Source organism: Caproiciproducens puteiluti (assembly GCF_052442865.1).
Lineage (GTDB): Bacteria > Bacillota > Clostridia > Oscillospirales > Acutalibacteraceae > Caproiciproducens.
Window position 1 is genome coordinate 1 of the sequence record NZ_CP194790.1, and the last position, 24,740, is coordinate 24,740.

The following is a 24,740-nucleotide window of genomic DNA, read 5'->3' on the forward strand; positions in this document are numbered from 1 at the left end:
ATGGAATCCTTCACCGAGGTCTGGAATCTGGTCTGCGATTATTGCAAAAGCAAGATCACCGATATCGCCTATTCCACATGGATCAAGCGCATAGAACCGGTCAATCTTGACTTTGCGCAGGGAGTTGCGGTCATTAAAGTCCCGAACGAACTTCACCGGCAGACGATCAAACATTATTATATGGATATGCTTGATGAAGCATTCACACAGATTTTCGGTCAAAAAATCCAGATTCGCGTCTGTACCCCGGAAGAAGCGGGGGTCGAAAAGCAGAACGACGAAACGCCCGCCATCAACGATGACTACGAATTCACCTTTGACACCTACATTGTCGGTTCTTCCAACAAATTTGCGCACGCCGCCTCCATGGCGGTGGCGAACAAGCCCGCAACCCTTTATAATCCCCTGTTCATTTACGGAAATTCAGGATTGGGAAAAACCCATCTTCTATACGCGATCTGCAACGAGATCAGCCGGACCCATCCCGAAATGAACATCATTTACATAAAAGGCGACGAATTTACCAACGAGCTGATCGAAGCGATCCGCCGCGGCACCACCGCGGAATTTCACAGCCGTTACCGGAAAGCGGACGTGTTCCTGGTAGACGATATTCAGTTTATCGCCGGAAAAGATTCCACCCAGGAGGAATTTTTCCATACCTTCAACACGTTATACGAGGCAAAAAAACAGATCGTGCTGACTTCCGACCGGCCGCCGAAAGATATCGCCACCCTGGAGGAGCGGCTGCTCACCCGTTTTGAGTGGGGGCTGACCGCGGATATCCAGCCGCCGGATTTTGAAACGCGCATCGCCATTATTAAAAGAAAAGCGGAGCTTCTGGAAATCGACCTTCCCGACAACGTCGCGGAATACATAGCCAACCGGCTGAAAAACAACATCCGCCAGCTGGAGGGCGCGGTGAAAAAAATGAAAGCCTACTACCTGCTTGCCGGAGAGGATCCCAGCATCACCACGGCGCAGGCGGCGATCAGCGATATCATCAACAACGACCAGCCCACCCCCTTTACCGTAGAAAAAATTATCGACGAGGTTGCGCGCACATTCGGTACGACCGGCGAGGACATCCGTTCCTCCAAGCGTTCCGCAAACATTTCGAGCGCGCGGCAGATGGCGATTTATGTAGTGAGGGAAATTACCCAGCTCCCGATGACCTCCATCGGCGAGGAATTCGGCGGGCGTGACCACTCCACCATTGTCTACGCCATCCAGCAGGTAGAAAAGGGAATCAAGCGCGACCCGAAAACCAAGGCAACCGTCGAAGATATCATTAAGAATATCCGCGACCGCTGAAAAGTGGAAAAAAAGTTGACATTTCAACAATTTCTGTTAATCTGCGTTTTCAACAGGTTTTCAGACCTCCCGGATTATTTAACTTGTTTTCAACATTCCCCACAGAGTTTTCAACATCCGGTTAAATACTTTGATTTTATACGAAAAGTTAACAAAACCTTAACATAGAAATCGCGCACGGCAAACGGCGAAAAAATCAAGCCGCGCCTGTATTTCCAAAATCTTTCAACTTTTCCGCGCCGCCTACTACTCTTACTAAATTAAATCTATACTATCTATTATAAAAAGGAAACAGAGGGTGAGTTTATGAAAATAACCTGCCAGCGGCAGCAGCTGAACGAAGCTGTGTTGAATGTTCAGCGTGCCGTGTCCACAAAATCATCCGTTCCCGCTCTGGAAGGCATCCTGCTCAAAACAGGCGAGAATGAAATTACACTGTGCGGATACGACCTTGAACTGGGAATGACCACAAAAATAGAGGCCCAAGTGGAAGAACCGGGAAGCATCGTCCTGAGCGCACGGCTGTTCGGCGACATTGTCCGCCGTCTGCCGGCGGATACCGTATACCTTGCCACCGACGAGAAAAAAATCACTTCCATTAAGAGCGGACCGGCGGATTTCTCCATTGTGGGAATCCCCGCGGAGGAATACCCCGAGCTTCCGGCCATTACCGGGGAAACCTCGATCCGAATTGCGAACTGCATCCTGAAAAGCATGATCCGTCAGACGATTTTCGCCGTCGCAGAAAGCGACGCGAAGCCGATCCACACCGGTACCCTGTTTGAACTGAGCAAAAATAAGATCCGCCTGATCTCCGTGGACGGCTACCGTCTTGCTTTAAGAGAAGAAACCGCCGCCTGCGGCGAGGAAACCAGCTTTGTCGTCCCGGGCAAAACGCTCGGCGAAGTGCTCAAGCTTCTGAGCGACGACGACACCGAGCTGGAAGTCCAGATCGGCCGGCGCCATATTTTATTCCAGATCGGAAACTACTGCGTGATTTCCCGCCTTCTCGAAGGGGAATTCCTCGACTATAAGGCCGCCATCCCCGGCGCCAGCTCAACGGAAATCATCGTTCCCACCCGTTCGTTTATCGACAGCGTGGAGCGCGTTTCCCTTCTGATTACCGACAGGCTGAAAAGCCCGGTGCGCTGCGTGTTTGAGGATGGGGAAATCAAAGTTTCCTGCTCGACCTCCATCGGCCACGCCAACGACCAGCTTTCCGCGAAAATCGACGGCGCGGGCGTGGAAATGGGTTTCAACAACCGCTATCTGCTCGACGCCCTGCGCAACACCGAGGGCGATGAAGTGAAAATACAGCTTAACGGCGCTTTGAGCCCAATGAAAATCCTTCCGCGCGAAGGTGATTCCTTCCTTTTCCTGGTGCTGCCGGTCCGTTTGAAGAGCGAGGCATAAAAATGAAGACGGAAAAAATCGTCATTGATACCGAATTTATCCGGCTGGACTCCCTTTTGAAGCTTGGCGGCGCGGTGGACACCGGCGGCCGGGCAAAATTTGTCGTGCAGTCCGGCGAAGTGAAGGTCAACGGAGAAATCTGCACCATGCGCGGCAAAAAAATGAGAAACGGCGACAAGGCCGAATACAACGATGTGACATATGAGGTGTGTAACGGGTGATTATCCAGCACCTGGAGGCTGAAAATTACAGAAATATCCGGCGCTGCGTGATAATTCCGCAGAATGGGATCAATATAATATATGGGAAAAATGCACAGGGAAAGACCAATTTGCTGGAAGCGGTCTGGCTTTTTACCGGCGGCCGTTCCTTTCGGGGAACGAAGGACGCCGACCTGATTCTGCAGGGAGGAGCCGGCGCAAAGCTCAGTCTGGAATTTTTCAGCGGGGAGCGCGAACAGACGGCGGAAATCACGATTGAAAACGGGCGCAGAAACGCTTTTTTGAACGGGATTCCCCAAAAAAACGCTTCCGGGCTGGTCGGAAAGTTTTTTTCCGTGATTTTTTCCCCGGAGCATATCGCGCTTGTGCGCGAAGGCCCCTCCCAGCGCCGCGACTTTATGGACGCCGCCCTCTGCCAGATCAAACCCGGGTACGCCGCGCTTCTTTCGCGGTATCACCACACGCTGATCCAGCGCAACACCCTTTTAAAAGATATCCCCCGCCATGCCGAGCTGATGGATACGCTTGAAATCTGGGATGAAAAGCTTGCTTCCTACGGCGAAGCGATCGTCCTCGGCAGGATGGATTATATCCGTAAAATCAAAGAACCGGTCAAAGAGATTTACGCCGGCATTTCCCAACATACCGAAATCATTGATTTAACCTATCAAAAAAGCGCTGAAGACCTAAAAAAAGCGCTGAAAGCGGCCCGCCGGGAGGATGTGGCGCTGGGCCATACCAGCGTCGGCCCGCATCGCGACGATATTGATATTGCCATAGACCTCCGCTCCGCGCGGACGTTCGGCTCACAGGGCCAGAAACGTTCCGCCGTCCTTGCCCTGAAGCTTGCGGAGGCCGAGATGCTTTACAGCCAGACCGGAGAAAGACCCGTTGTTCTGCTCGACGATGTAATGAGCGAGCTGGACTCCGGCAGGCAGGATTATTTACTCAATCATTTGGATCGCTGTCAGGTTTTTATAACCTGCTGTGAACCCGGCGCAATTCAGCAGCTCCGGGAGGGCGCCCTGTTTGAAATGGACGGCGGTACCCTGATAAAAAAATGAGAAAGGTTTTATTTTATGTATCTTCATCTCGGGCAGGACACGGTGATTAAAGTCAGTGATATTGTGGGCATATTCGATATGGAAACCTCTACCATATCCAAATCGACCAGAAACTATCTTTCTGCGGCCCAGAAAGAGGGCCGGGTCGTCAACGTTTCCATGGAAATGCCGAAATCCTTTGTGCTTTGCTGTGATAAAAACAGCCGGATCATCGTTTATATCACGCAAATCTCCTCTTCCACCCTTCTGAAAAGGACAGGGTTTATTGACGAGATATCAAATGTTTAAGGTGAAAAAATGAAAAAATTCAGAAAAGCACGATGTCCGCACTGCGGAAATAAACTGACGCTGCTGCGCACCTGGTCGATCAAGACACAGGGCGAGTACAAATGCCCCAAGTGCGGCGGCTACTCCAATATTGAGCTCGACCCCGCCGTTCACTTTTTTGCTATCGGCGCAATCGTGCTCAGCGGGCTGATTTACCTTGTTTGGATGATTTCCGTAAAAATGCTGAGTCTTGCTTCCATTTTTTTCATTATGCTGCCGTATTTTGTATTTTATTTGCTCTGTTTTTTCCTGGTCAGGCTGAGAAAACCGGCAGTCCACAGAAAACAGTCCCCCGCCGGCCGGCAGCAGCAGCCGTCCCCCCAGCAGCAGACACAGAAAATTTACGATAGAAGAGACAGAAGATTCTGAACAGAACGTTTCGGTTTAACGAGAGTATACGATACGTATTATAATTGGAGGGTTAAACTTGGAGTTTAGCGAAATTACGCAAACAAAACAAAAATACGACGAAAATCAGATACAGGTACTGGAAGGCCTGGCCGCGGTCAGAAAGCGCCCCGGCATGTATATCGGTTCCACCGGGCCGCGCGGGCTGCATCACCTCGTTTATGAAATCGTGGACAATGCGATCGACGAAGCGCTCGCGGGCTTTTGCGACAGAATCGAAGTCAAGATCCTGCCCGGGGACATCATCAGCGTACTGGACAACGGGCGCGGAATCCCTGTCGGTATCCAGCATCAGATGGGAATCCCGGCGGTCACGGTTGTTTTCACCGAGCTGCACGCGGGCGGAAAATTCGGCGGCGGCGGCTACAAGGTGGCCGGCGGCCTGCACGGCGTCGGCGCATCGGTCGTCAACGCGCTGTCTGAATGGCTGGAGGTCGAGGTTTACAACGAGGGCAAGATTTACTATCAGCGTTTTGAGCGCGGAAAAACCATCACCCAGCTGGAAGTGCGCGGCGAAACGGACAAAACTGGAACGTTCGTCACCTTTAAGCCGGACGCGGAAATCTTCAGGGAAACCACCGTCTACGACTACGAAACCCTGCAGACGAGACTGCGCGAGCAGGCGTTTCTGAACGCCGGCATCCATATCGCGTTGTCCGACCTGCGCGACGAAAACAACCCTGTAAACGACAACTACTGCTACCACGGCGGTATCAGCAGTTTTGTGGAATTTATCAATAAAAAGAAAGCGGTCGAGATCATCCATCCCGACATCATCCACTTTACTTCCGTTGCCCCCGATAATTCGGCAACGGCGGAAGTCGCCATGCAGTATAATGATTCCTATAACGAGCTGATGCTGTCCTTTGCCAACAATATCCATACCACCGACGGCGGCACGCACGAGGACGGGTTCAAACGCGCCATGACCCGTGTGATGAACGATTACGCCAGAAAATATAATATTCTGAAAGAAAACGATAAAAACCTTTCAGGCGACGACGTGCGCGAAGGGCTGACTGTCATTATCAGCGTGAAGATGAAGGACGCCCAGTTTGAGGGCCAGACAAAGGCCCGTCTGGGAAATACCGAAATCGGTACGCTGGTCAGCAACCTCATTACCGATAAAATGACCGCTTATCTCGAAGAAAATCCGGCGACGGCAAGGGCAATTTTCGACAAGGCGCTGGCCGCTTCCCGCGCGCGCGACGCCGCGAGGAAAGCCCGCGACCTGGTCCGCCGCAAATCCGCTCTGGAAAACGCCGCGCTTCCGGGCAAACTTGCCGACTGTCAGAGCCGTAATCCCGACGAGACGGAAATCTATATCGTCGAGGGAGATTCCGCCGGCGGTTCCGCAAAAGGCGGACGCGACCGCAAATATCAGGCGATTCTGCCGCTCTGGGGCAAAATGCTTAACGTGGAAAAGGCAAGGCTCGACAAGGTGTACGGCAACGAAAAGCTGATGCCTGTCGTCACCGCGCTCGGCTGCGGGATCGGCGAAGAATTCGACCTGAATAAGCTTCGCTACGGAAAAATCATCATCATGGCCGATGCTGATGTCGACGGTTCACACATCCGCACGCTGCTTCTGACTTTCTTCTTCCGGTTTATGAAGCCGCTTGTGGAGGAAGGCCATGTTTACCTTGCGCAGCCGCCGCTGTTCCGGCTGAGCAAGGGGAAAAATCATTACTATGCGTTCAGCGACGAGGAACGCGACCAGAAAATGGCGGAGCTCGCCAGCAATTATGAGATTCAGCGCTACAAAGGTCTTGGTGAAATGGACGCCGAGCAGCTTTGGGAAACGACCATGAATCCGGCAACCCGCACCATGCTGCGCGTGGAAGTGGAAGACGCCGCCGCCGCGGACGAAGCCTTCACCATTCTGATGGGTGACAAGGTCGAGCCGCGCCGCGCCTTTATTGAAAGCAACGCGAAGTACGCAAAGAACCTCGATGTCTAAGGCTGCGGCCTTTTCGTACTTTGCGCAGATATTTTTCCATAAATGCAGGTAAAATCAGAAAATATTTTACAATTCGTATATTTTAGTATGAAAAATACAGTTTGTGCTACATAAGCGAAAAGGAGAATTTCTCATGAAACAATTTGTGAAGGAACAGGAAACTGCCTCAAAACCTCCTGAACCCCGGGGGGAACAGACCCCCGACGAGGACCAACCTGAGAAAGACAAAGTGGAATGGGACGGTTCCGAAGCGGAGCTGGTCGCCGATGAAACGGCGCTGGCGTTTGAGGAACAGAATACGGGAATCAAGCTGACCTATACGCTGACCTCCGGCGAAATCTTCAAGGTTCTCTGGAAAAGCCAGTACACCGGTACAAGGATAGGGCTTTCGGCCGTTGCGGTCGTGCTGAGCGCCGCGATGGCGGTCGTCTTTCTGATGCAGTTCCGTTCGACGGGCGACAGCCGGTACGCCTCTTTGGCGGTGGTGTGCATTCTGCTGGTTCTGGTAGTCGCGATTTTCCCGACGGCCGTCATCCGGGTGCATTCGTCAAAAATCGCCGACGGCAGGGAGATCCGCATGAAGATTTACCCCGACCATATCGAAATGGGGCTGCCCGGCAAAAGATGGGAAATTCCGCTCGACGGGGCCAGCGAATGTGTTCAGATCGAAAATCTGATCGTGCTTTACATAGACGACCGAAATATGGTGATCCTTCCGCTGCGCTGTGTGGAACCGGCCGTTTTGCCGGAGGTTCAGGCAATGCTTCTGGCGGGGACGCACCCAAAAAGCTGAAAAAGGAAAGGAGACGAAAAGATGCCGACGTTTTACGAGGGAGGGCCGGTCGATACGGTGGAACAGACGGTTGGGCCCGACGAATACGCCGCGGCGTACTATACCGCGCAGAGCGCTGTTTCCCCTATCCACACAAAATGGGTGCGGGCGGGAATCTGTCTTTCTGCGGCCATCGTCATCGCTTCCTTTATTCCGTTTTACCGCGCAAGATTTTTCACCTGCTGGGGACCCGCGTGCGGAATTGTCCTGGCACTTGCGCTTGCCTTTTTGTTCTTTTTTATCCAGCCGAACGATATCCGGAAATGGGCGGCGGAGCTGTACCGTTCCAACCGGCTGCTGGCCCTGCCGCAGAAAATTGAAATTTTCCGGGACAGCGTGGTGATTCAAAGCAGCTGTGAAAAAATGCTGGAGTACTGGACCGATTTCAGCAAGTGTATAGAGACCCCATCCGCCTTTGTCGTGACCGGCGGGCGGGAACGGGACTTGCTGATCATCAAAAAACAGGGACTTACGAACGAACAGATTGAAAAAATATCCGCACACCTTGCCGGCGCGTTTGCTTCGCGCTATCTAAAAAGCGGGCGTTAAGGAGGGATTTATTTGCCTGAAAGCCCAATTTCGGTAAGCTGCCTTACCACAAAATTCGATTATGCCGACTTCAAGGCCGCGGCGGCAAAAGCCGCCGTAAGGAAAAGCGAAAAAATCATTCTGAAGGTTACGGGAACCGTCCTGATTCTGGCCGCGTTTCTTTTAAAGGCCTTTGTTTACGGGAATTTCTATCAGGATTTTATTTACGCGGCCATGGCCGCGGTCGGCGTGATCATCGGATGCTTTTACGATACGATTGTGCTGTACGCCGTGCGGCGGCACGCCCTGAGCTACTTTACGGCGAACAGTGAAAGATTTATCGCGCAGACCACGGAATTTTCAGAGGAAACCATAACCTTTCAAACCGAACGGTATACGGCTGTCCTTCCCTATGAGATGCTGTATAAAGCGTATGAGGACGCGAGGGTTTTTATTATATACACAGGAATCAATGAGATGAAGTTTATCCCCAAAAGGGCGATGAACGAAAGCGAATGTACCAGAATTCACAATATTCTTGAGACAAAGCTTCAGGAAAAATATCAGCAGGAAGGTGCCCGCTAATGGACGAATTTCAGGAAAATCAAAAAATCATCAATGTCGACCTTGAAAAGGAAATGAAACAGTCGTTTCTCGCCTATTCCATGTCGGTCATTGTGTCCCGCGCGCTGCCGGACGTGCGCGACGGGTTAAAACCGGTTCACAGAAGGATTCTGTATACCATGTTTGAAAACGGCCTGTCTCCGGAAAAGGCTTACCGCAAATGCGCGGACACCGTCGGTTCCGTGCTGGGCCGTTACCATCCGCACGGCGACGCTTCGGTCTACGACGCGCTGGTGCGTCTGGCGCAGGATTTTTCCATGCGCTATATGCTGGTGGACGGACACGGCAACTTCGGTTCCGTGGACGGCGACCCCCCGGCCGCCTACCGTTATACCGAGGCCCGCATGAGTAAGATCGCCGTGGAAATGCTGGAGGATATCGACAAGGATACCGTCGATTTCCAGCCGAACTACGACGACCGTCTGAAGGAACCCATCGTTCTGCCCAGCCATTTTCCAAATCTTCTGGTCAACGGCTCGACCGGTATCGCGGTCGGCATGGCCACGAATATTCCCCCGCACAATATGGGCGAGGTCATCGACGGCATGTGTACGCTGATCGACGACCCCGAGGCTTCGCTGGACGATCTGATGCAGAGCATCAAAGGGCCGGACTTCCCCACCGGCGGCATCATCATGGGCCGGGCGGGCATCCGCGCCGCCTACGCCACCGGCCGCGGCCGCATCACGGTGCGCGCCCGCGCGGAGATCGAGGAAGAGAAAAACGGCCGTTTCAATATCGTCGTTACGGAGCTGCCCTATCAGGTCAATAAGGCAAGGCTGGTCGAGAGCATCGCCGAGCTGGTCAAGGACAAGCGTATTGAGGGAATTTCCAACGTGGAGGACCACTCCGACCGCGAGGGCATGCACCTGCTGGTCAGCGTGAAGCGCGACGCTTCCCCGCAGATCGTTCTGAATCAGCTTTATTCCTATACTCAGATGCAGACGACGTTCGGCGTCATCATGATCGCCATTGTCAACGGCGAACCCAAAACGCTGACGCTCAAGGAAATGCTGCAGGAATACATTCAATTCCAGGAAAGCGTCGTAAGGCGCCGCACTCTGTACGACCTCAAAAAGGCCGAAGAGCGCGCGCATCTTCTGGAAGGCCTGAAAATCGCCGTTGACAACATTGACGAGGTGATTTCCATTATCCGCGGTTCCAAGGACAGGGCGACGGCAAGAGCCCGCCTGACGGAACGCTTCGGGCTGGACGACCCGCAGACACAGGCGATCGTACAGATGCCGCTTGGCGCGCTCACCGGTCTGGAGCGCCAGAAGCTGCTAGACGAAATCGCCGCTCTGGAAGCGAAAATCGAAGATTACAAAGATATTTTAAGCAACGAAACGCGTCTGCTCGGCATCGTCAAGGACGAGGCTCTCGCGGTAAAGAATAAATTCAGCGACGAACGCCGTACGGAAATTGCGACCGTCAGCGGCGAGGTAGATATTGAAGACCTGATTCCGCAGGAGGAATGCGTGCTGACCCTGACCAACTTCGGTTACGTCAAGCGTCAGAAAACCGATACTTACCATATTCAGCGCAGGGGCGGCCGCGGAGTCAGCGGCATGACGAGGCGTGAAGAGGATGTCGCGAGCGACATGTTTGTCATCAACAGCCACGACTATGTCATGTTCTTTACCAACCTGGGCCGCGTGTACCGGCTGAAATGCTATGAAATTCCGGAGGGCTCCCGCACGAGCAAGGGGATGAATATTGCGAACCTGCTGCCGATTGCGCAGGATGAAAAGGTTACCTCCATGATCCGTGTGCCGGAATTCGACGACGAAAGCTATCTGTGCATGGTGACGCGCAACGGCATCATCAAGCGCACCAGCCTTTCGGCTTACGATACCGCGCGCAAGGGCGGCGTAATCGCGATCGATCTGGATGACGGCGACGAGCTTTCCTGGGTGCGCCTGACCTCCGGCGATACGCAGCTTCTGGTCGCGACCCGCTTGGGCATGGCCATCCGTTTTGATGAAAGGGACGTCCGCCCCATGGGCAGAACCGCCCGCGGAGTCAAAGCGATTACCCTGAAGAACAGCGACTATGTCGTGGGAATGAGCTCGCTGCGCGCGGACGGCCTTGTGCTGACCGTTTCCGCAACCGGCTACGGGCGCCTTTCCAGCATTAACGATTACCGCATCCAGTCGAGGGGCGGCAAGGGCCTTACCAACTATCATATTCAGAAATACGGAGAGGTCGCCGCCATCAAGGTGGTCGATCTGGACGACGACGTGATTCTGATTTCCTCCGACGGTATCATTATCCGCATCCCGGCCAACTCCATCCGCGAATGCGCAAGGCCCGCCAAGGGCGTGCGTGTCATGCGTCTGAACGAAAACAGCGAGGTTGTCACGCTGGCCCGCACGGCGCACGAAGAGGACGCGGTGGATGCACTGCCCGTGGACGAGGGCGACGCCGACGCCGGCTGCGAGGACGAATCGGAGGACATGGAAGAGAATCTTTCAACGGATACGGAACAGGAAAACACCGAGGAATAAGAAAGGGTGCAGTCAATGAATCACTGGAAAAAGCTTTGCATTCCCCTGGCGGCTGCCGTGACGATCGCGGCGTTCGCGGGCTGCGGGTCGGTGAAGGGCGGGCAGAGCTCCGTCCCGGCAAGCGGGCTCGGCGAGTCCTCTCAGGCGGAGTCCCAGCCTGCCAGCAGCGCGCAGAGTGAACTGATCAGCAGCGTTCCTGTGGTAACGCCGAACGAACCGTCCGAATCCCAGCCCGGCCCGGTCATCGATATAGAGACCGACAGCCCGGAGTTTAACGCGCTGTTTAAGAAAAATCCGATTGACAAGCAATATATCGCGGAGTCCAACAAGGCCTTCTCCAATGTGGAGATGGTCGACCTTTCCAATAAGTACGCCGGGATCTGGGAAAAAGAAGTCACCTCCGCTTACGGCAAGGTCACGAAACTGGCCACGGGCGACGCCCTTTCTAAGATCAAAGCGGAGCAGACCGCCTGGGTGAACGGCAAGACAGAAGCGCTGAAAAAAATCAGTGACGACGCATACGCCGCGGGCGGAACCATGGCCCAGGTCAACGCCGCGAGCGCCACCATGGATTATTACCGCAGCCGCGCCGCGCAGATTTACCGTCAGCTTTACTCCTTTGATCAAAATTACGCCTACGCGTTCAAGTAAGCGGGACAACTCCTTCCGTCGCGGACCATGCGGTCGGCACGCGCCTACGGCGACGCTCTCAGACAGTTATATGTTGAATCGGCCGCAAGGCACTCCTATGAAGGCTCCTTCCGTCGCGCCGGGCGCGACACCTCCCTCACGGAGGGAGGCAGGGGTTCTTTTAAGGTATCCTCTTTGAGGGAGTTGGCAGGCGCAGCCTGACTGAGGGAAAAATGGGTATATAATTAAATACTTTTCGTTATATTTATTGTGTTTTATACTTTAAGTTTTGAAATGGATACTGTGTTTTTTCTCTATGAGGAAAAAAGCACAGATATATTCTTAAAAAGAATTATTTGAACAGGAAGAAAAAAATGGAATTCAACGAAAAAACCCTGAGTAGAAACGATATTTATGAAGGAAGAATCCTCAAACTTCACGTGGACAAGGTGGAGCTGATTAACGGCAGAATTTCCACCCGAGAGTGCGTTGACCACCCGGGCGGGGTCAGTGTCGCTGTGCTGACAGAAAAGAATGAAATTCTGTTTGTCCGCCAGTTTCGGTATCCTTATAAAGAAGTCGTTCTGGAAACTCCGGCGGGTAAGCTGGAACCCGGCGAGGATCCGTTTGAAGCGATGAAGCGCGAGCAGCTTGAGGAAACCGGTACCACCGGCTCCCGCTATGTCGACATGGGAAAGCTTTATCCTTCCCCCGGTTACTCCGATGAAATCATCTATCTGTACGCCTGCCGTCTGGAAACCTCCGGCAAGACGCAGTTTGACGAGGATGAGTTTCTGGAAACGGAAAAAATCCCGGTGGACGAAGCGGTGCGCATGGTGATGGACGGGGAAATCCCTGACTCTAAAACACAGGTGCTGGTTTTAAAAACCGCGCGGCTTTTAAAGGACGGAAAAATCTGAGGGGTGCGCTATGAAAAAGAAAAAGCCCACTGAGCTGAGCGAGCCGAAAAAACGTCTTATGATGTATCTGGGCCTTTGGGCCGCCTCCCTGTTTTTCGCCATCGGAAACCCACAGGGAAGCTGGCTGCCCATCGGCCTTGGAATTGGGCTGATCGTAGCGTATGCGCCCGAGGCCCTGCGCTGGCTGAAGGGCAGGAAAAGCGGTACGGAAGCCGACGCCGCAAAGCCGGACGGGACAAAAAGCGAGGAAAAACAGGAAAAATGAATTGCCGTCCGGGTACTGCGGTCCCCGAGGCGGCTCTTTTCTTTTATTTCCCGACTCTTTTCACATAGCCATCACATAAAGTTTATAAAATAGAATGGAAACATTCAAAAAAAGTTTACATTCCGACCGCGCCGAATTGCTACAATAAAATGGCGTTACAGCAGGCTTTGTCCGCCTCAGGCTGTCGACAAAATCACGCTTTCTTTTTCCAGCTCCCCTTTGAGAGGGTCGGATAAAAATTCGCCTTTTGCATCGGTCACGAAAATAATGGAAACATCAGGAGGGATCTGCATGATTGAGGTGAAAAACCTCTCAAAGCGCTACGGTCAAAACGTCGCTTTGAACAACATCAGCTTCTCGGTTGAAGAAGGAACTGTCGTCGGTTTTTTGGGACCGAACGGCGCGGGAAAGTCAACCACCATGAACATTATTACCGGCTATCTGTCGGCCAGCTCCGGCTCGGTCACGGTCGGCGGGTACAACACGCTTGACAATCCCAACGAAGTGAAAAAGCTGATCGGCTATATGCCCGAAATGCCGCCGCTTTACCCGGATATGACGGTGAAGGAATATCTGGACTTCCTCTTTGACCTGAAAAAAGTCACACTCCCGCGCGAAAAGCATATCAGGGAAATCTGTACGCTGGTGAAAATCAACGACGTGTATCACCGCCTCATCAACAACCTGAGCAAGGGCTACAAACAGCGCGTCGGTTTTGCGCAGGCGCTTTTGGGCAATCCCCCTGTTCTGATCTTAGACGAGCCCACCGTCGGGCTTGACCCCAAGCAGATTATCGAAATCCGCAACCTGATTCACAACCTGGGCAAGAAACATACGATTATTTTAAGCTCCCACATTCTGCCGGAAATCCAGGCGGTCTGTGAGCGCATCATCATTGTCAATAAAGGAACGCTGGTCGCGGACGGCACGCCGGAAAGCCTTTCCCAGAGCCTGAGCGCCGACCATAAGCTGATCGTCCGGATAGAGGGAAACGAGACCGACGTCAGAAACGCCCTGAAATCCGTCAAGTTTGTGGAAACCGTGCAGAGCTGCGGCGAAAAGGAGCCGGGCGTTTTCGAGTACGAGGTAGAGGCCCGCGACGGCCGCGATGTCCGCCGGGAGCTTTTCCGGGCGGCCGCGGCGAAAAATTATCCCATTCTGTCCATGTCCAACACCGGGCTTTCGCTCGAGGACGTGTTCCTGCGCCTGACCAGCGCGGCCTATACGAAGGACACCGCTGCTGAAACGATAACGGAAGGAGAGGAAGAAGAATGAGAGCGATTACAAAACGGGAGGTGAAAGCGTATTTCACCTCCCCTATCGGCTATGTCTGCGTCGCCATGATTCTGGCGCTGTACGGATATTATTTCTTCCAGGTGCTGATGCTGCGTTCCTCCTCCTACATTTCCAGCGTATACGCCACCATGTTTATCTGGAGCATGATGATTATTCCGATCATCACCATGCGCAGCTTCAGTGAGGAAATGCGCAACCGCACCGATCAGGCGCTTCTGACCGCGCCGGTGGGCGTCACCTCCATTGTGGCGGGCAAATTTCTGGCCGCGCTGGCCGTGTATGCCATTGCCATGGTCGGCACCCTGATTCCCGTGGCCGTGATCGGGTTGTTTTCCGCGCCGGAATGGGCGTTGATTTTCGGGAACTTTTTCGGTTCCCTGCTGTACGGCGCGGCCATGATCTCCATCGGCATCTTTATTTCCTCGCTGACGCAAAGCCAGATCGTCGCCGCCATCGGAACGTTCGGCATTTCCATCCTTCTTCTGGTCGTGGATCAGCTTACCAGTCTTGTCAGCAATCCGGTCGCGGTTAAGCTGATCGGCTGGCTGTCCTTCAACACACGGTACCAGCCGTTTACCAAAGGAATTTTTGATCTTTCAAGCATTGTCTTTTTCCTCAGCGTGATCGCGGTCTTTATTTTCCTGACCGCCCGCAAGCTTGAAAGCAGAAGATGGGGCTAAGGGGGTATGAAAATGAACAGGGATAACAATCATGAAATAGAAAAGACCACTCCGGAAACCGAAGCCGCCGAAGAGACTGCGGCGAAACAGACGGAGCCTGTCTCCGGGGAAGAACCCGCAGAAAAGGAAAACATCGGGAATTTTCCGGAAGAAAACACAGACTCCGAAACAGAAGAGGCCGACGGCGCCAATGAACCGGAAGAAAAGAAGAAAAAAGGCAAATTGGCCGAAAAGGTCGGCGCGTACACGAAAAGCACAAAATTCCGCCGTGGTGGAATTTCCACTGCGTTTACCGCCGGATTCCTGATCGTCGTCATTCTCATCAATGTGATCGTAAGTGTGCTGGCGCAGCGGTATCCATCCATGAATTTGGATCTGACAAAAAATAAAGTAAATACCCTCTCCACTCAGGCGGCGGAAATCGTCTCCAAAGTGAACGTGCCGACCACCATCTATATTATGGCGACACAGGCGCAGACAAAGGGCGACCAGCTTCTGTCGGAATACGGCATCAAATACAGCCAGGTCGGGGAGCTCGCCGAGAAAATCGCCGAGAAAAACACCAATATCAAGGTGGAGTATATGGACCTTGATAAGAATCCGACCTTCGCAAGCACCTATAAAAACGATAATCTGGTCGCGGGCGACGTCCTGGTCAAGACGGACAAACGCTACCGCGTGCTCGCCTACACCGACCTGTTCAACGTGCAGTACGGCTCAGACGGCGTGTCGACGGAAACCTATTCCATGGTGGACAGCGCGCTTGCTTCCGCTCTCAACTCCGTAATCGCGGACACCGTCGCGATCGCCGCGTTTGACACGGGCCACAGCGAGCAGCTGGAAACGGCCACCTATCAAAAGCTGCTGGCAAACAACAGCTTTGAAACAAAGAATTTCAACCTGCTGACAGACGCGATTCCCGACAATACCCGTCTGGTGGTTCTGGGCTGCCCCACCACCGACTATACCGACGCGGAGCTGAAAAAGCTGGATGCCTTCCTGAGCAGCTCCGCAATTGAGGGCGACCGTTCCCTGCTGATCACCTTCCATCCCAGCCAGCAGGCCATGCCGAAGCTCTCCGCTTTCCTGAAGGAATGGGGCATCGAGGTACCGCAGGCCGTAGTTGTGGAAAGCGATCAGAGCAAATATTACACCGATGACCCAAGCTATATTCTTTCCACCGTGCAGACGGGGCTGAGTCTGGGCGGACAGTCGGATTACGGTTACTTTACCACTCCACAGTCCAACCCGATCAACCTTCTGTTTGAAACCAGAGGAACCAAAACGACTTACTCGCTGGCGAAGTCCAACGATTCCTGCTATCTGGTGGACAACAACACCAAGGCGGACGATACGCCGCAGAAGGCCGCATATAATACGGCGGTGCTCTCACAGGATAAAGTGCAGTCCGGAACGAAGGAATATAAGGCGAATGTGATTGCGCTGGGCAGCACCACCATGTTTGCCGGAGAGATTCTGGGCGCGAGCACCTTTGGCAACGCGAAATATGTGGTTGACCTTTCCCGCTACGCGACCGGTACCACCAATTCCGCCACCGCCATTACGGAGACCTCCGTACAGACCAATGTTTCCGATATTACCCTGAGCGCCGAAATGAGCGTTCTGCTCGGCATCGGCGTGTTTACCCTGCTGATCCCATTGCTCGTAGTGGTTGCCGGCGTTTGTGTGTACCGCAAGAGGAGGCGCCTGTAAGATGAAAACCAGCACAAGAAATCTGGCAATTGTCGCCGGCTGTATCGTGGTACTCGGCGGAGTGGCCGCCGTCCTGCTGACGACGGGGGATAAACAGGAGACCGCTTCTTCCGAGACTTCCGCTTCGACCATTGAGCTTGTCTCCAAAACGAGCCAGGACATCGTCTCCATGTCCGTAAAAAATAAAAAAGGCGGCTATACGCTCGTCCCGGTTGAAAAATCAGATACCGCTTCCTCCGCTTCTTCCGCCGCCTCCGGCACTGCGGCGGAAATCACCTATCTGGTCAAAGAGCTCGGCGGCGTGCCGATCAACAACACCGCCGCCTCTCAGGTTGTTCAGAACGGATTCAGCCTTGTCGCCACCAAAAATCTGGGAATTGTCAGCAACCTGAGCGAATTCGGGCTAAAGGACCCGCAGGCCACCGTGGAAGTCACTTTCAAGGATGGAAGCGCCTATAATTATAAAATTGGAAATCCCTCCGCCACGGACAGCAGCGCGTACTATATGTGCGGCGAAAATTCCGACAATGTTTATATCGTCAGTATTGACGGCGGGATTCTGGAAAGCAAGACCTATTTCGTCAGTAAGACCGTGATGGCGGTTACCAGCAGCAGCGGCGTCAACGACTTTACAAAAATAACCCTGAGCGGCACGAATTTTTCGCAGCCCGTCACCGTTGAAAAAAGTGGAACGGAGAGCGTGATTACCTCCCCGGTCAGCGCACCCACGGATGCCGAGAAGCTCAGCGCGGTCGAGTCGGCGCTGACGGACCTGACTGCGGACTCCGTCGAGGCCGTGAATCCCGACGCCGCGGCGCTGAAAAACTACGGGCTTGACGCACCCTTCGCAATTGCCGATTTTACGGTAAACAAGGAAAGCTATCGGCTTCTGGTCGGCGCAAAGAAGGATTCCTCCTATTATGTAAAGCTCGACAAGGTGGACGCCGTGTATCTGGTCAAGGCGGAAAGCCTTGACGCGTGGGTAAGCACGAACGCGTTCGCGCTCCGCAGCAAGGACATTCTCAAGCCCGACATCACAGCGGTAAAGTTGCTTTCCGTAACGGCGGGCGGCACGGTTCAGACCTTTGCCGTCGTCAGAACCAAGGATGAAACCAAATCCACCCAGGATAAAACCGAATATACCTATGCGGTCACCGGAACCGATGGGAAAAAGCTGGACTATGAGAAAAACTATACCGCGTATTTCCAGCAGGTTACGGGAATCCAGCTTCTGGAGGCGGCGGACGCTACGCCAACCGGCACTCCGGAACTGAGGCTGGAGTATGCCTACTTTGACAAAAGCGGGACGGACACGGCCTCGTTTTATAAGACCGGCGACCGGCTTTACACTGCGGTAGTGAACGGCGCGGTTTACGGGATCGTAACGCAGGACGACGTTCAGAAAATTTTGACCGGCGCGAAAACGCTGCAGGACGAAGCATAAAAATAGAAAAAGAAAAGTCGGGGAGCAATGCTCTCCGACTTTTTAATTGGTCAGCTTCTTTTTTAGGGTCTCCGGGTTCGCGGCGTAGATCAGCGCGTTTTCCCGGGAGATTTTTCTTTCCCGGTAAAGCCGGAGCAAATCCATGTCCATGGCCACCATGCCCTCGCACCCGCACGAATAAATGGTGTTGTCGATCTGATGGACCTTGGATTCACGGATCAGGTTGCGGATGGCCGGATTGACCAGCATAATTTCAAACGCAGGAATCAGGCCGCCGTCCAGCGTGGGAATCAGCTGCTGGGAAACCACCGCCTGAAGCACCATGGAAAGCTGCACGCGGATCTGCTGCTGCTGGTTGGGCGGAAACACGTCGATGATCCGGTCGATGGTGTTGGCCGCGCCCACCGTGTGCAGGGTGGAAAGCACCAGCTGGCCGGTCTCCGCCGCGGTCATCGCGGTGGTGATCGTTTCATAGTCGCGCATCTCCCCCAGCAGAATGACGTTGGGCGCCTGCCGCAGGGCGGCGCGCAGCGCCCGCACATAGCTTCGGGTGTCGTGGGCGAGCTCGCGCTGGCTCACGATGCTTTTGTCGTGGCGGTGCAGGTATTCGATCGGGTCCTCTATGGTGATGATGTGGCTGTTGCGCGTATGGTTGATCTTATCGATAATACACGCGAGCGTGGTGGATTTGCCGCTGCCCGCAGAGCCGGTAATCAGCACAAGGCCCTTCTTGATTTCGTTCAGGTCGATCACCGTATCGGGAATATGCAGGACCTTCGGGTCGGGCAGCCGGAAAGCGACCACCCTCAGCACCGCGGCCATGGACCCCCGCTGCAGATAGGTGTTGCAGCGGAAGCGGCAAAGCCCTTCTATGGAAAAGGAAAAATCGTCGTCACCGCTTCTCAGAAACGGCTGAATGTCCCGGCCGCTGCCAAGCGAATAGATTTTCTCAATGCATTTCTTCGTATCCTCCGGCTTCAGCCGGTAGGAGTCAAGGCCGTCGATACCCACCGGATGGATGCGGTCGCTCGTCTTAAAGGAAAGGGGGCAGCCCGATATGATAAAAATATCCGATACGTTCTCCTCCACGGCCCTTTTCAGGATTTCAATAATATCAAATTCCATGCAATCACTCCATTGCGCTTATTGGGCGCTGTTGCCCTGCCAAAGCTCCAGCGTATCGCCGCCGTCGCTTTCAAGCGCCTGGGGCGTCAGTTTTCTTTCCGTAATCCGGTAGCGCTCCGCGTCGTCAAAAGCGCCGACGGCCAGCCGTGTTTCGATCTGCCTGCCCGCGCCCGCATCGGCCAGAAAGCGAACGTTCAGCGAATCCCCGTCGGAGGGTTCCACCGTGACCCCGTCAAGGCGGGTGAGCAGCATCTGGGCAAAGCTGCGGTAACAAACGGCCTTTTTCTGCTCCGCAGAGGCGTTGCCCGCCAAAATTTCTGTTACTGATTGTAATTCAGAACGATTTTTATACTGATTGTATTCCTTTAACTGTATAAGAGCAATTCCACCCGCGGCCTTCGCGGCGTCTTCCCTTGCACTCAGAAGCGCTTCGTCTATTTTCTGGAGCTTCTGCTCCGCGATAGCGGTTGCGGTGTAATAGTTTTCAACCGTTTCCGCGTTTTTGGTGGAAATCTTATTGTCCGCGTTCGCGGTTACGTAGGAAAGGATCCCGAAGGTGGTCAGGCAGAGTACAACAAAAATCATCAGGATGGAGGACGCGCCCACACCCAGATGAAAATTTCCTTTTCTTCTCACACGGGCACCTCCTCAGCTTTCGGGCAGATATTTTGCGGAGCTCAGCGAATAAATACTGCTGCCGCCGCCGTTCTGGCGGCGGCTGACGGAAACGCTCACGCTGACCATGGTCCCTCCGCCGGAGGGCGTTTTTTTCAGGGTGACGTCGGCGATGTAGCGCGGGTCGGTATCCGTCCGGTTCCAGTTGCGGTCGTAAAGGATGCGGTAGCTTCCGTCGTTTTCCTGTTTTGCGGTTTTCAGCGCCTCGGGCAGCTGATCGGGCGAAGAGAGGGAACGGACCTGCTCCGCGATATTTTCCGCCTGAATCACCGCGACGCTCAGGTCGCTGCTCTGCCGCGCGCGGTTGTTGGCCTGCACAAAAAGCTGCAGGGTGACCGTGACGGAAACGGCGAAAAACAGGATGACCAGAATGATCTCCACAAAAAAGCTGTTGATCTGTACCGAGCTCCGTTTCATTCCATCACCTGCTTTATGTAAGGGAAAGACTGAGCGAAAGCGCGCGGCTGTTTTCGCCGCTGACCGAAAGGCTCAGCCGGTTCCCGTTTTTCTCCATAGAAAAGGAGGACACCGGCGTAATCCTGTCGCCGCTGCCCACGCTGAAGCCGTTTTCAGCGCTTGTGAAATATTCCATCAGATAGCCGCCGTAATAATAAATGTAGGTCTTATACTCCCGTGTGCTGAAATCGGAGCGGATCACCAGCGTCTGTTGCCCGTCCAGAGTCTCCACGGAAACGTCGCGGCTGTCCGCCGAGTGAACCTTATTGGTGACATAGGAAAGGGTGGCGCGCGTTTCATTGTTGCTGTCCATTTTGCCTACGATCCCGCGGTAAACATTTGCCCCGATCAGCACCAGAAACAGGGAACAGACCGCGAACAGGCAAAAAATCAGCAGGATAAAAACAGTATGGACGGAATGGGAATTTCTGCTGTTCAATCTTGATTCCTCCCCGTTAAGATTCGGCGCCCTTCTCCAGCACCCTCACCGAGGGCATGATGTTGCTGCCCGCCGTTTCATACTGGACGACATATTTGCCGTGGTCGATTTCAATTCCGTAGTGGTTTTCCAGATATTGAATATCCGGGGGATAAAACCCCTCCACCGCGTAGCAGTTGACAATGGCCTTCTGTACGGCCGCGCGGGTCACGCGCAGCTTTTCCTCACTGTTCGCGCGAAGGGCGCTGCTCAGGCCGGACCAGAAAAGATACAGCAAAGCGCAGAAGATAAGGACGGAAAGCAAAAGGTCCCTGTAAGCGAATTTCTTTTTGTAAAGCCTCAAGCAATCCTCCCCTTTCCCCTAGCCGATCGACGACATGATTCCCATCAGCGGAAGCATGACGGAAAGCAGGATCGCGCCGATAATGATCGACAGCGCCGCAACCATGGCGGGCTCTATGACGGAAACCGCGCGGCTGACGGACTCGTCCGCGTCCTCGCTGTAAATCTCCGCCAGATGGCGCATAACGGAATCAAGGCTGCCGGTTTTACAGCCGATGCGCACCATGCCCGAATAGATGCCGGGAAAAATATCCGCTTCGCTCAGCGCCTGTGTAAAGGAGGAGCCGGCGTTCATCAGCGCGCGGCAGCGGTTCACCTTTTCGGCGACCGCCCGGCTGCTCAAAATACCGGGAACCAGCCCCAGCGCCTGTTCGGTATCGTATCCGCTGGAAAGCAGCATGGAGACGGCCGACGCGAAACGCGCCAGCGCGATTTTTTCCGAAAGCTGCCTCGTCAGCGGGAAATTGCTTAAAAAGCCGGTCATCCACCGGTATCCCTTTTCCGTTTTATAAAGGATCAGCGCGGCCAGAAGGAATAGGGAAAGCAGTAAAATCAGGGCCAGCGCCCAGCTGCCGATCGCGCTGCCCGCGCGCATCACGGCGGCCGCCGCGTCGGAAACATCGCTGCCCATGTCCAGAAAAACCTCGTTGAAAACAGGAAGAACCTTGATGACCAGCACGGAAACGACCGCCGCCATCATCAGGACAAGGATAAACGGATACAGAAGCGCGCCGCGCACGGAGCTGCGCAGCCTGTCGTCGCGCTCGTAGTAGAGGGCCAAAGCTTCCATCACATTGTCGAGGTTGCCCGCCTTCTCGCCGATATTCACCATGTTGACCATGTATTTCGGAAAAGCGCCGGTGCTGTTCAGCGCAAGATACAGTGAGCCGTTCTGCTCCACTGCCGCCTGAATCCGGTGGATCAGCTCCCGGCCCTTTTCATCCGCAATATTTTCGCTGATCGTGCCGATGCCCTCCTGCAGGGGGATTCCCGCCCTCAGCAGAAGAACCACCTGAGAACAGAAAAGAGAAACGTCGCCCGAGGAAAGAGGCTTTGTTTTACGCTGGCTGACAGCCGGGTTTTGATCCATGGTTCATCCTCCAAACCGCCTATTGGCTTTTTTGTTCCGATTCCCGCGGTTAATAGTATTTTTCCGCCGTATAGGTCCCGGCGGACTGTCCGGCCGCGGCAAAAGTGGAATCGTAGCGCTTCCACCCGTCCAGATAAATCTCGTTCCAGGCGTGGTATCCTACGCTGGTGTTGCCGATAATCAGCCGCGTCGGGATTCCCTGCGCACGGCACATGGCGGCCATCAGAGCCGCGTAGTCGAAGCAGATGCCCGTTTTGGCGGACAGCGTGCTGTCCACATTGGGCAGATAGCCCGCTTTCACGCTGTCCGCCTTTTGATAATCGTACTTGATGGTTGAGATAATAAATTGATAAATGGCAGCGACCTTCTGTGCGTTGCTGGCGGCCGAAGCGCAAAGGCTTTTTGCCTTGGCCACCGCCGCGGAGGAAGCGCCGTAGCTGACGTACTGGTTGGGGTAAAGCGTATACCCCCAGCCCGAAACGGAGGCGCTCAGCTGCGTGGAGCAAAGCTCGGCGTAGCTGTTCCCCGAAACGTTTTCCATGAACCGCACTTTGTAGGTTCCGCTGCCGCTCTGCAGGGGAAGGGCGACATAGACGCCGTCTCCCGCAAGGTTGTACTGGTAATAGGAGGAACCGCCGTTGAAATAAACCAATACCTTGATGACCGAAGAACCGCTGTAGCGTACCATGACGTAACCCTGCCCGGCGTCGCTGTAATCGACCGAAGCGCCGCTTTTGCTGAAAACCTCCGTACCGGGAGCCTGCGGCATCTTCGCCGTGACGGCGGGCATCGGCTTTGCGGCGGAGGCCGGGGAGGGCGCTGCCGTGGGCGGCAGGGACGAACTCATTACGACTGTTTCGGAAGAGGAATTCAGAACTCTCGAAACAAGATCCTGTTTGGAAGAGGGCGCCGGTTCCGGCGATACGGAGGAGAATTCGGCGGTTGAAGAGGAGCCGGCCCCGGAAGAGGAAGCTTCCCCGGAGGAAATGTCCTGTAAAGAAGACGAAACCGAAACGGCGCCGGACGCCGGGTCCGGAGCGCTGCCGGGAGATTGCCCGGCACAGGCGGAGAGCAGAAACGCAAGCAAAAACACAGGGAATATGGATTTATATTTCCGCATGTCATCCCTCCCCTCAGCCCGGTTTCAAATCATTTACTCCGCTGAATCGAGCGCGTTGATTCTGGTGGAAATTTTCACGTTGTCCCTGCGGTACCGGAAACGGAATTTCTGAAGGATACGGTCCACCACCATTTCCGCGTTTTCATAGCTGATGAGGGGCAGCATCACGATAAACTGTGTGGCGCTGTAGGAAGCGACCGTGTCCCCCTTGCGCAGACTGTCCATAATCGTAGCTTTCAGCCGTTCGGAAGCCAGCTTGGCGACCCGCGGCTTCGGCAGCTCGCCATCCAGACCTCTGATGGTGAACAGAACAATAAAAACCGAGCTTCCGGTGCGCGCCACCGAACGCGCCTGAATCCGGTAGATGGATTTGAAGATGTCGTAATCGCAGTAGTATGCGCCTTCCACGGCGGAAGCTTCCTTCAGGTCGTTCTTAATGACGCCCAGGTCCATTTCCACGTTGTTGATGCTGTTGACCAGCTGTTTATACAGCGCGCGCATGGATTCGGAAATGTCCACGCCCAGCTCCCTGTAAAACAGGTCGATCACATGGTTGTAGTGGTCCAGCGCCTTGTTGCGCTGGCCGGTGGAAAGGTAGCCGAACAGAAGCATCTTGTGGATGGATTCCTCAAGCGGGGAATAAATCAGCGCGTTTTCACAGATTTGGGTCACCTCGTCGAAACGGCGCAGATCGATCAGCAGCCCGCAGCAGCGCAGCACACACTGATTATAAAGGTTCGCGTAGTACGCGCTGGCGGAAATCACCCAGTTGCTGTAGGCCGATTTGGGCAGAAATTCCCCGCAGTAAAGCTGCAGGGCGTCCTTAAACGCCTCCACCCGTTCCTCTTGCGTTTTGGAAACGTCGCTTCCCCGCCGGTAAAACTCCGTAAACTGCTCCGTGTCGATCAGGCAGGAATAACTGTTGTTCCACGAATATGTATTGTGGATATACTGAATGTATTCCGCTTTGTCGTTTCCCGAAAGGCCCTTTAGAAGCTCCCGGGCCCGGTAAACAAGATTTTTCAGAGCGTTCAGCGGGTCATTGCATTGATTGTCCGGCCACAGTACTTCCACCAGCTTTTCGGTGGAATTTTCCTTATGCCGGTTCGCAATCAGATACTGAATCAGCATCCACACCCTTTTGGTGCGGCCTTTCAAATTGGTAAGCTGATTGCCGTTAATGGTTATGGAAAATTCGCCCAGCATTTTGATCTGAATCTGTTCCTGTGCAACAACGTCGGGCCGCATAAGCACTCATCCCTTTCCGAAAAAATATGCCGGAATATATATAATCATGGTAACACATGGAAACTAAATTGACAAGGGAAATTTGATACAGAAAAGCCT

At 54.0% G+C, this 24,740-nt stretch carries 26 protein-coding genes; 18 read left to right on the forward strand and 8 right to left on the reverse strand.

The window, feature by feature from the left end:
* The 18 genes from dnaA (at nt 1) to ACRQU7_RS00090 (ending at nt 18,146) form a co-directional block, all read left to right on the forward strand.
* Nucleotides 1-1,314 (forward strand): chromosomal replication initiator protein DnaA, encoded by a 1,314-nt coding sequence (gene dnaA, locus ACRQU7_RS00005; protein WP_444642714.1) that lies wholly within the window; start codon nt 1-3, stop codon nt 1,312-1,314.
* A 306-nt stretch (nt 1,315-1,620) separates the two neighbouring features.
* Nucleotides 1,621-2,727, forward strand: a complete 1,107-nt coding sequence (gene dnaN / locus ACRQU7_RS00010; RefSeq protein ID WP_141826729.1) for a DNA polymerase III subunit beta — start codon at nt 1,621-1,623, stop codon at nt 2,725-2,727.
* A 2-nt stretch (nt 2,728-2,729) separates the two neighbouring features.
* Entirely contained in the window at nt 2,730-2,948 is a 219-nt protein-coding gene (locus ACRQU7_RS00015; RefSeq protein ID WP_444642716.1) for an RNA-binding S4 domain-containing protein, read from the forward strand.
* On the forward strand, nt 2,945-4,012 hold the full coding sequence (gene recF / locus ACRQU7_RS00020; RefSeq protein WP_444642718.1) for a DNA replication/repair protein RecF: 1,068 nt from the start codon (nt 2,945-2,947) through the stop codon (nt 4,010-4,012). The genes ACRQU7_RS00015 and recF overlap by 4 nt, the downstream gene beginning before the upstream one ends.
* Before the next feature lie 15 nt (nt 4,013-4,027).
* Nucleotides 4,028-4,300 (forward strand): extracellular matrix regulator RemB, encoded by a 273-nt coding sequence (gene remB, locus ACRQU7_RS00025; RefSeq protein WP_038322390.1) that lies wholly within the window; start codon nt 4,028-4,030, stop codon nt 4,298-4,300.
* A 9-nt stretch (nt 4,301-4,309) separates the two neighbouring features.
* Nucleotides 4,310-4,708 carry a hypothetical protein gene (locus tag ACRQU7_RS00030; protein ID WP_444642721.1) on the forward strand — a complete coding sequence of 133 codons (399 nt, stop codon included), beginning with the start codon at nt 4,310-4,312 and terminating at the stop codon, nt 4,706-4,708.
* 58 nt (nt 4,709-4,766) lie between these two features.
* On the forward strand, nt 4,767-6,707 hold the full coding sequence (gyrB, locus tag ACRQU7_RS00035) for a DNA topoisomerase (ATP-hydrolyzing) subunit B (protein ID WP_038322389.1): 1,941 nt from the start codon (nt 4,767-4,769) through the stop codon (nt 6,705-6,707).
* 133 nt (nt 6,708-6,840) lie between these two features.
* The gene (locus ACRQU7_RS00040) at nt 6,841-7,500 is read left to right on the forward strand and encodes a YcxB family protein (RefSeq protein WP_444642723.1); all 660 of its coding nucleotides are present in this window, start codon (nt 6,841-6,843) and stop codon (nt 7,498-7,500) included.
* 21 nt (nt 7,501-7,521) lie between these two features.
* Nucleotides 7,522-8,088: a YcxB family protein gene (locus ACRQU7_RS00045; RefSeq protein ID WP_038322387.1), complete on the forward strand. Its 567-nt coding sequence runs from the start codon at nt 7,522-7,524 to the stop codon at nt 8,086-8,088.
* A gap of 12 nt (nt 8,089-8,100) precedes the next feature.
* A complete protein-coding gene (locus ACRQU7_RS00050; RefSeq protein WP_038322386.1) occupies nt 8,101-8,652 on the forward strand; it encodes a YcxB family protein in 552 nt (183 codons plus the stop codon).
* Nucleotides 8,652-11,198 carry a DNA gyrase subunit A gene (gyrA, locus tag ACRQU7_RS00055; RefSeq protein ID WP_444642726.1) on the forward strand — a complete coding sequence of 849 codons (2,547 nt, stop codon included), beginning with the start codon at nt 8,652-8,654 and terminating at the stop codon, nt 11,196-11,198. The genes ACRQU7_RS00050 and gyrA overlap by 1 nt, the downstream gene beginning before the upstream one ends.
* Before the next feature lie 15 nt (nt 11,199-11,213).
* Complete coding sequence (locus ACRQU7_RS00060; RefSeq protein ID WP_444642728.1) at nt 11,214-11,849, forward strand: lysozyme inhibitor LprI family protein; 636 nt, start codon at nt 11,214-11,216, stop codon at nt 11,847-11,849.
* Between the two features lie 353 nt (nt 11,850-12,202).
* Nucleotides 12,203-12,748, forward strand: a complete 546-nt coding sequence (locus tag ACRQU7_RS00065; RefSeq protein ID WP_444642730.1) for an NUDIX domain-containing protein — start codon at nt 12,203-12,205, stop codon at nt 12,746-12,748.
* 10 nt (nt 12,749-12,758) lie between these two features.
* Entirely contained in the window at nt 12,759-13,013 is a 255-nt protein-coding gene (locus tag ACRQU7_RS00070) for a hypothetical protein (protein WP_038322383.1), read from the forward strand.
* A gap of 291 nt (nt 13,014-13,304) precedes the next feature.
* Nucleotides 13,305-14,288, forward strand: a complete 984-nt coding sequence (locus ACRQU7_RS00075; RefSeq protein ID WP_444642732.1) for an ABC transporter ATP-binding protein — start codon at nt 13,305-13,307, stop codon at nt 14,286-14,288.
* Complete coding sequence (locus ACRQU7_RS00080; RefSeq protein WP_444642734.1) at nt 14,285-14,989, forward strand: ABC transporter permease subunit; 705 nt, start codon at nt 14,285-14,287, stop codon at nt 14,987-14,989. Before ACRQU7_RS00075 ends, ACRQU7_RS00080 begins: the two co-directional genes overlap by 4 nt.
* A 12-nt stretch (nt 14,990-15,001) precedes the next feature.
* Entirely contained in the window at nt 15,002-16,702 is a 1,701-nt protein-coding gene (locus tag ACRQU7_RS00085) for a Gldg family protein (RefSeq protein ID WP_444642736.1), read from the forward strand.
* 1 nt (nt 16,703) lies between these two features.
* Nucleotides 16,704-18,146, forward strand: coding sequence for a DUF4340 domain-containing protein (locus tag ACRQU7_RS00090; protein WP_444642738.1), 1,443 nt, complete (start codon nt 16,704-16,706; stop codon nt 18,144-18,146).
* 42 nt (nt 18,147-18,188) lie between these two features.
* Here the strand turns inward: ACRQU7_RS00090 and ACRQU7_RS00095 are convergent, their stop codons facing one another.
* Genes ACRQU7_RS00095 through ACRQU7_RS00130 form a run of 8 tightly spaced genes read right to left on the reverse strand, consistent with a single transcriptional unit; the run spans nt 18,189 to nt 24,641 of the window.
* A complete protein-coding gene (locus ACRQU7_RS00095) occupies nt 18,189-19,271 on the reverse strand; it encodes a type IV pilus twitching motility protein PilT (protein ID WP_444642740.1) in 1,083 nt (360 codons plus the stop codon).
* An 18-nt stretch (nt 19,272-19,289) separates the two neighbouring features.
* Nucleotides 19,290-19,907, reverse strand: a complete 618-nt coding sequence (locus ACRQU7_RS00100; protein WP_444642742.1) for a hypothetical protein — start codon at nt 19,905-19,907, stop codon at nt 19,290-19,292.
* A 12-nt stretch (nt 19,908-19,919) separates the two neighbouring features.
* The gene (locus ACRQU7_RS00105) at nt 19,920-20,363 is read right to left on the reverse strand and encodes a hypothetical protein (RefSeq protein ID WP_444642744.1); all 444 of its coding nucleotides are present in this window, start codon (nt 20,361-20,363) and stop codon (nt 19,920-19,922) included.
* A 13-nt stretch (nt 20,364-20,376) separates the two neighbouring features.
* The gene (locus ACRQU7_RS00110; protein ID WP_444642746.1) at nt 20,377-20,841 is read right to left on the reverse strand and encodes a DUF4860 domain-containing protein; all 465 of its coding nucleotides are present in this window, start codon (nt 20,839-20,841) and stop codon (nt 20,377-20,379) included.
* 16 nt (nt 20,842-20,857) lie between these two features.
* The gene (locus tag ACRQU7_RS00115; protein WP_444642748.1) at nt 20,858-21,184 is read right to left on the reverse strand and encodes a hypothetical protein; all 327 of its coding nucleotides are present in this window, start codon (nt 21,182-21,184) and stop codon (nt 20,858-20,860) included.
* An 18-nt stretch (nt 21,185-21,202) separates the two neighbouring features.
* Complete coding sequence (locus ACRQU7_RS00120; protein WP_141826750.1) at nt 21,203-22,273, reverse strand: type II secretion system F family protein; 1,071 nt, start codon at nt 22,271-22,273, stop codon at nt 21,203-21,205.
* Nucleotides 22,274-22,322: 49 nt separating this feature from the next.
* Nucleotides 22,323-23,393: a transglutaminase-like domain-containing protein gene (locus ACRQU7_RS00125; RefSeq protein ID WP_444642750.1), complete on the reverse strand. Its 1,071-nt coding sequence runs from the start codon at nt 23,391-23,393 to the stop codon at nt 22,323-22,325.
* Nucleotides 23,394-23,426: 33 nt separating this feature from the next.
* Nucleotides 23,427-24,641 carry a BTAD domain-containing putative transcriptional regulator gene (locus ACRQU7_RS00130; protein WP_444642752.1) on the reverse strand — a complete coding sequence of 405 codons (1,215 nt, stop codon included), beginning with the start codon at nt 24,639-24,641 and terminating at the stop codon, nt 23,427-23,429.
* Between the last annotated feature and the right edge of the window lie 99 nt (nt 24,642-24,740).

What these genes read in the sequence shown, in the direction of transcription:
- ACRQU7_RS00065 (WP_444642730.1), top strand. Translation starts at nt 12,203, where the DNA reads ATGGAATTCAACGAAAAAACCCTGAGTAGAAACGATATTTATGAAGGA.
- ACRQU7_RS00085 (WP_444642736.1), top strand. Translation starts at nt 15,002, where the DNA reads ATGAACAGGGATAACAATCATGAAATAGAAAAGACCACTCCGGAAACC.
- ACRQU7_RS00120 (WP_141826750.1), bottom strand. Translation starts at nt 22,273, where the DNA reads ATGGATCAAAACCCGGCTGTCAGCCAGCGTAAAACAAAGCCTCTTTCC.
- ACRQU7_RS00125 (WP_444642750.1), bottom strand. Translation starts at nt 23,393, where the DNA reads ATGCGGAAATATAAATCCATATTCCCTGTGTTTTTGCTTGCGTTTCTG.
- dnaA (WP_444642714.1), top strand. Translation starts at nt 1, where the DNA reads ATGGAATCCTTCACCGAGGTCTGGAATCTGGTCTGCGATTATTGCAAA.
- dnaN (WP_141826729.1), top strand. Translation starts at nt 1,621, where the DNA reads ATGAAAATAACCTGCCAGCGGCAGCAGCTGAACGAAGCTGTGTTGAAT.
- gyrA (WP_444642726.1), top strand. Translation starts at nt 8,652, where the DNA reads ATGGACGAATTTCAGGAAAATCAAAAAATCATCAATGTCGACCTTGAA.
- ACRQU7_RS00030 (WP_444642721.1), top strand. Translation starts at nt 4,310, where the DNA reads ATGAAAAAATTCAGAAAAGCACGATGTCCGCACTGCGGAAATAAACTG.
- ACRQU7_RS00075 (WP_444642732.1), top strand. Translation starts at nt 13,305, where the DNA reads ATGATTGAGGTGAAAAACCTCTCAAAGCGCTACGGTCAAAACGTCGCT.
- ACRQU7_RS00105 (WP_444642744.1), bottom strand. Translation starts at nt 20,363, where the DNA reads ATGAAACGGAGCTCGGTACAGATCAACAGCTTTTTTGTGGAGATCATT.
- ACRQU7_RS00070 (WP_038322383.1), top strand. Translation starts at nt 12,759, where the DNA reads ATGAAAAAGAAAAAGCCCACTGAGCTGAGCGAGCCGAAAAAACGTCTT.
- ACRQU7_RS00015 (WP_444642716.1), top strand. Translation starts at nt 2,730, where the DNA reads ATGAAGACGGAAAAAATCGTCATTGATACCGAATTTATCCGGCTGGAC.
- ACRQU7_RS00080 (WP_444642734.1), top strand. Translation starts at nt 14,285, where the DNA reads ATGAGAGCGATTACAAAACGGGAGGTGAAAGCGTATTTCACCTCCCCT.
- ACRQU7_RS00095 (WP_444642740.1), bottom strand. Translation starts at nt 19,271, where the DNA reads ATGGAATTTGATATTATTGAAATCCTGAAAAGGGCCGTGGAGGAGAAC.
- ACRQU7_RS00130 (WP_444642752.1), bottom strand. Translation starts at nt 24,641, where the DNA reads ATGCGGCCCGACGTTGTTGCACAGGAACAGATTCAGATCAAAATGCTG.
- ACRQU7_RS00090 (WP_444642738.1), top strand. Translation starts at nt 16,704, where the DNA reads ATGAAAACCAGCACAAGAAATCTGGCAATTGTCGCCGGCTGTATCGTG.
- ACRQU7_RS00060 (WP_444642728.1), top strand. Translation starts at nt 11,214, where the DNA reads ATGAATCACTGGAAAAAGCTTTGCATTCCCCTGGCGGCTGCCGTGACG.
- ACRQU7_RS00045 (WP_038322387.1), top strand. Translation starts at nt 7,522, where the DNA reads ATGCCGACGTTTTACGAGGGAGGGCCGGTCGATACGGTGGAACAGACG.
- ACRQU7_RS00040 (WP_444642723.1), top strand. Translation starts at nt 6,841, where the DNA reads ATGAAACAATTTGTGAAGGAACAGGAAACTGCCTCAAAACCTCCTGAA.
- remB (WP_038322390.1), top strand. Translation starts at nt 4,028, where the DNA reads ATGTATCTTCATCTCGGGCAGGACACGGTGATTAAAGTCAGTGATATT.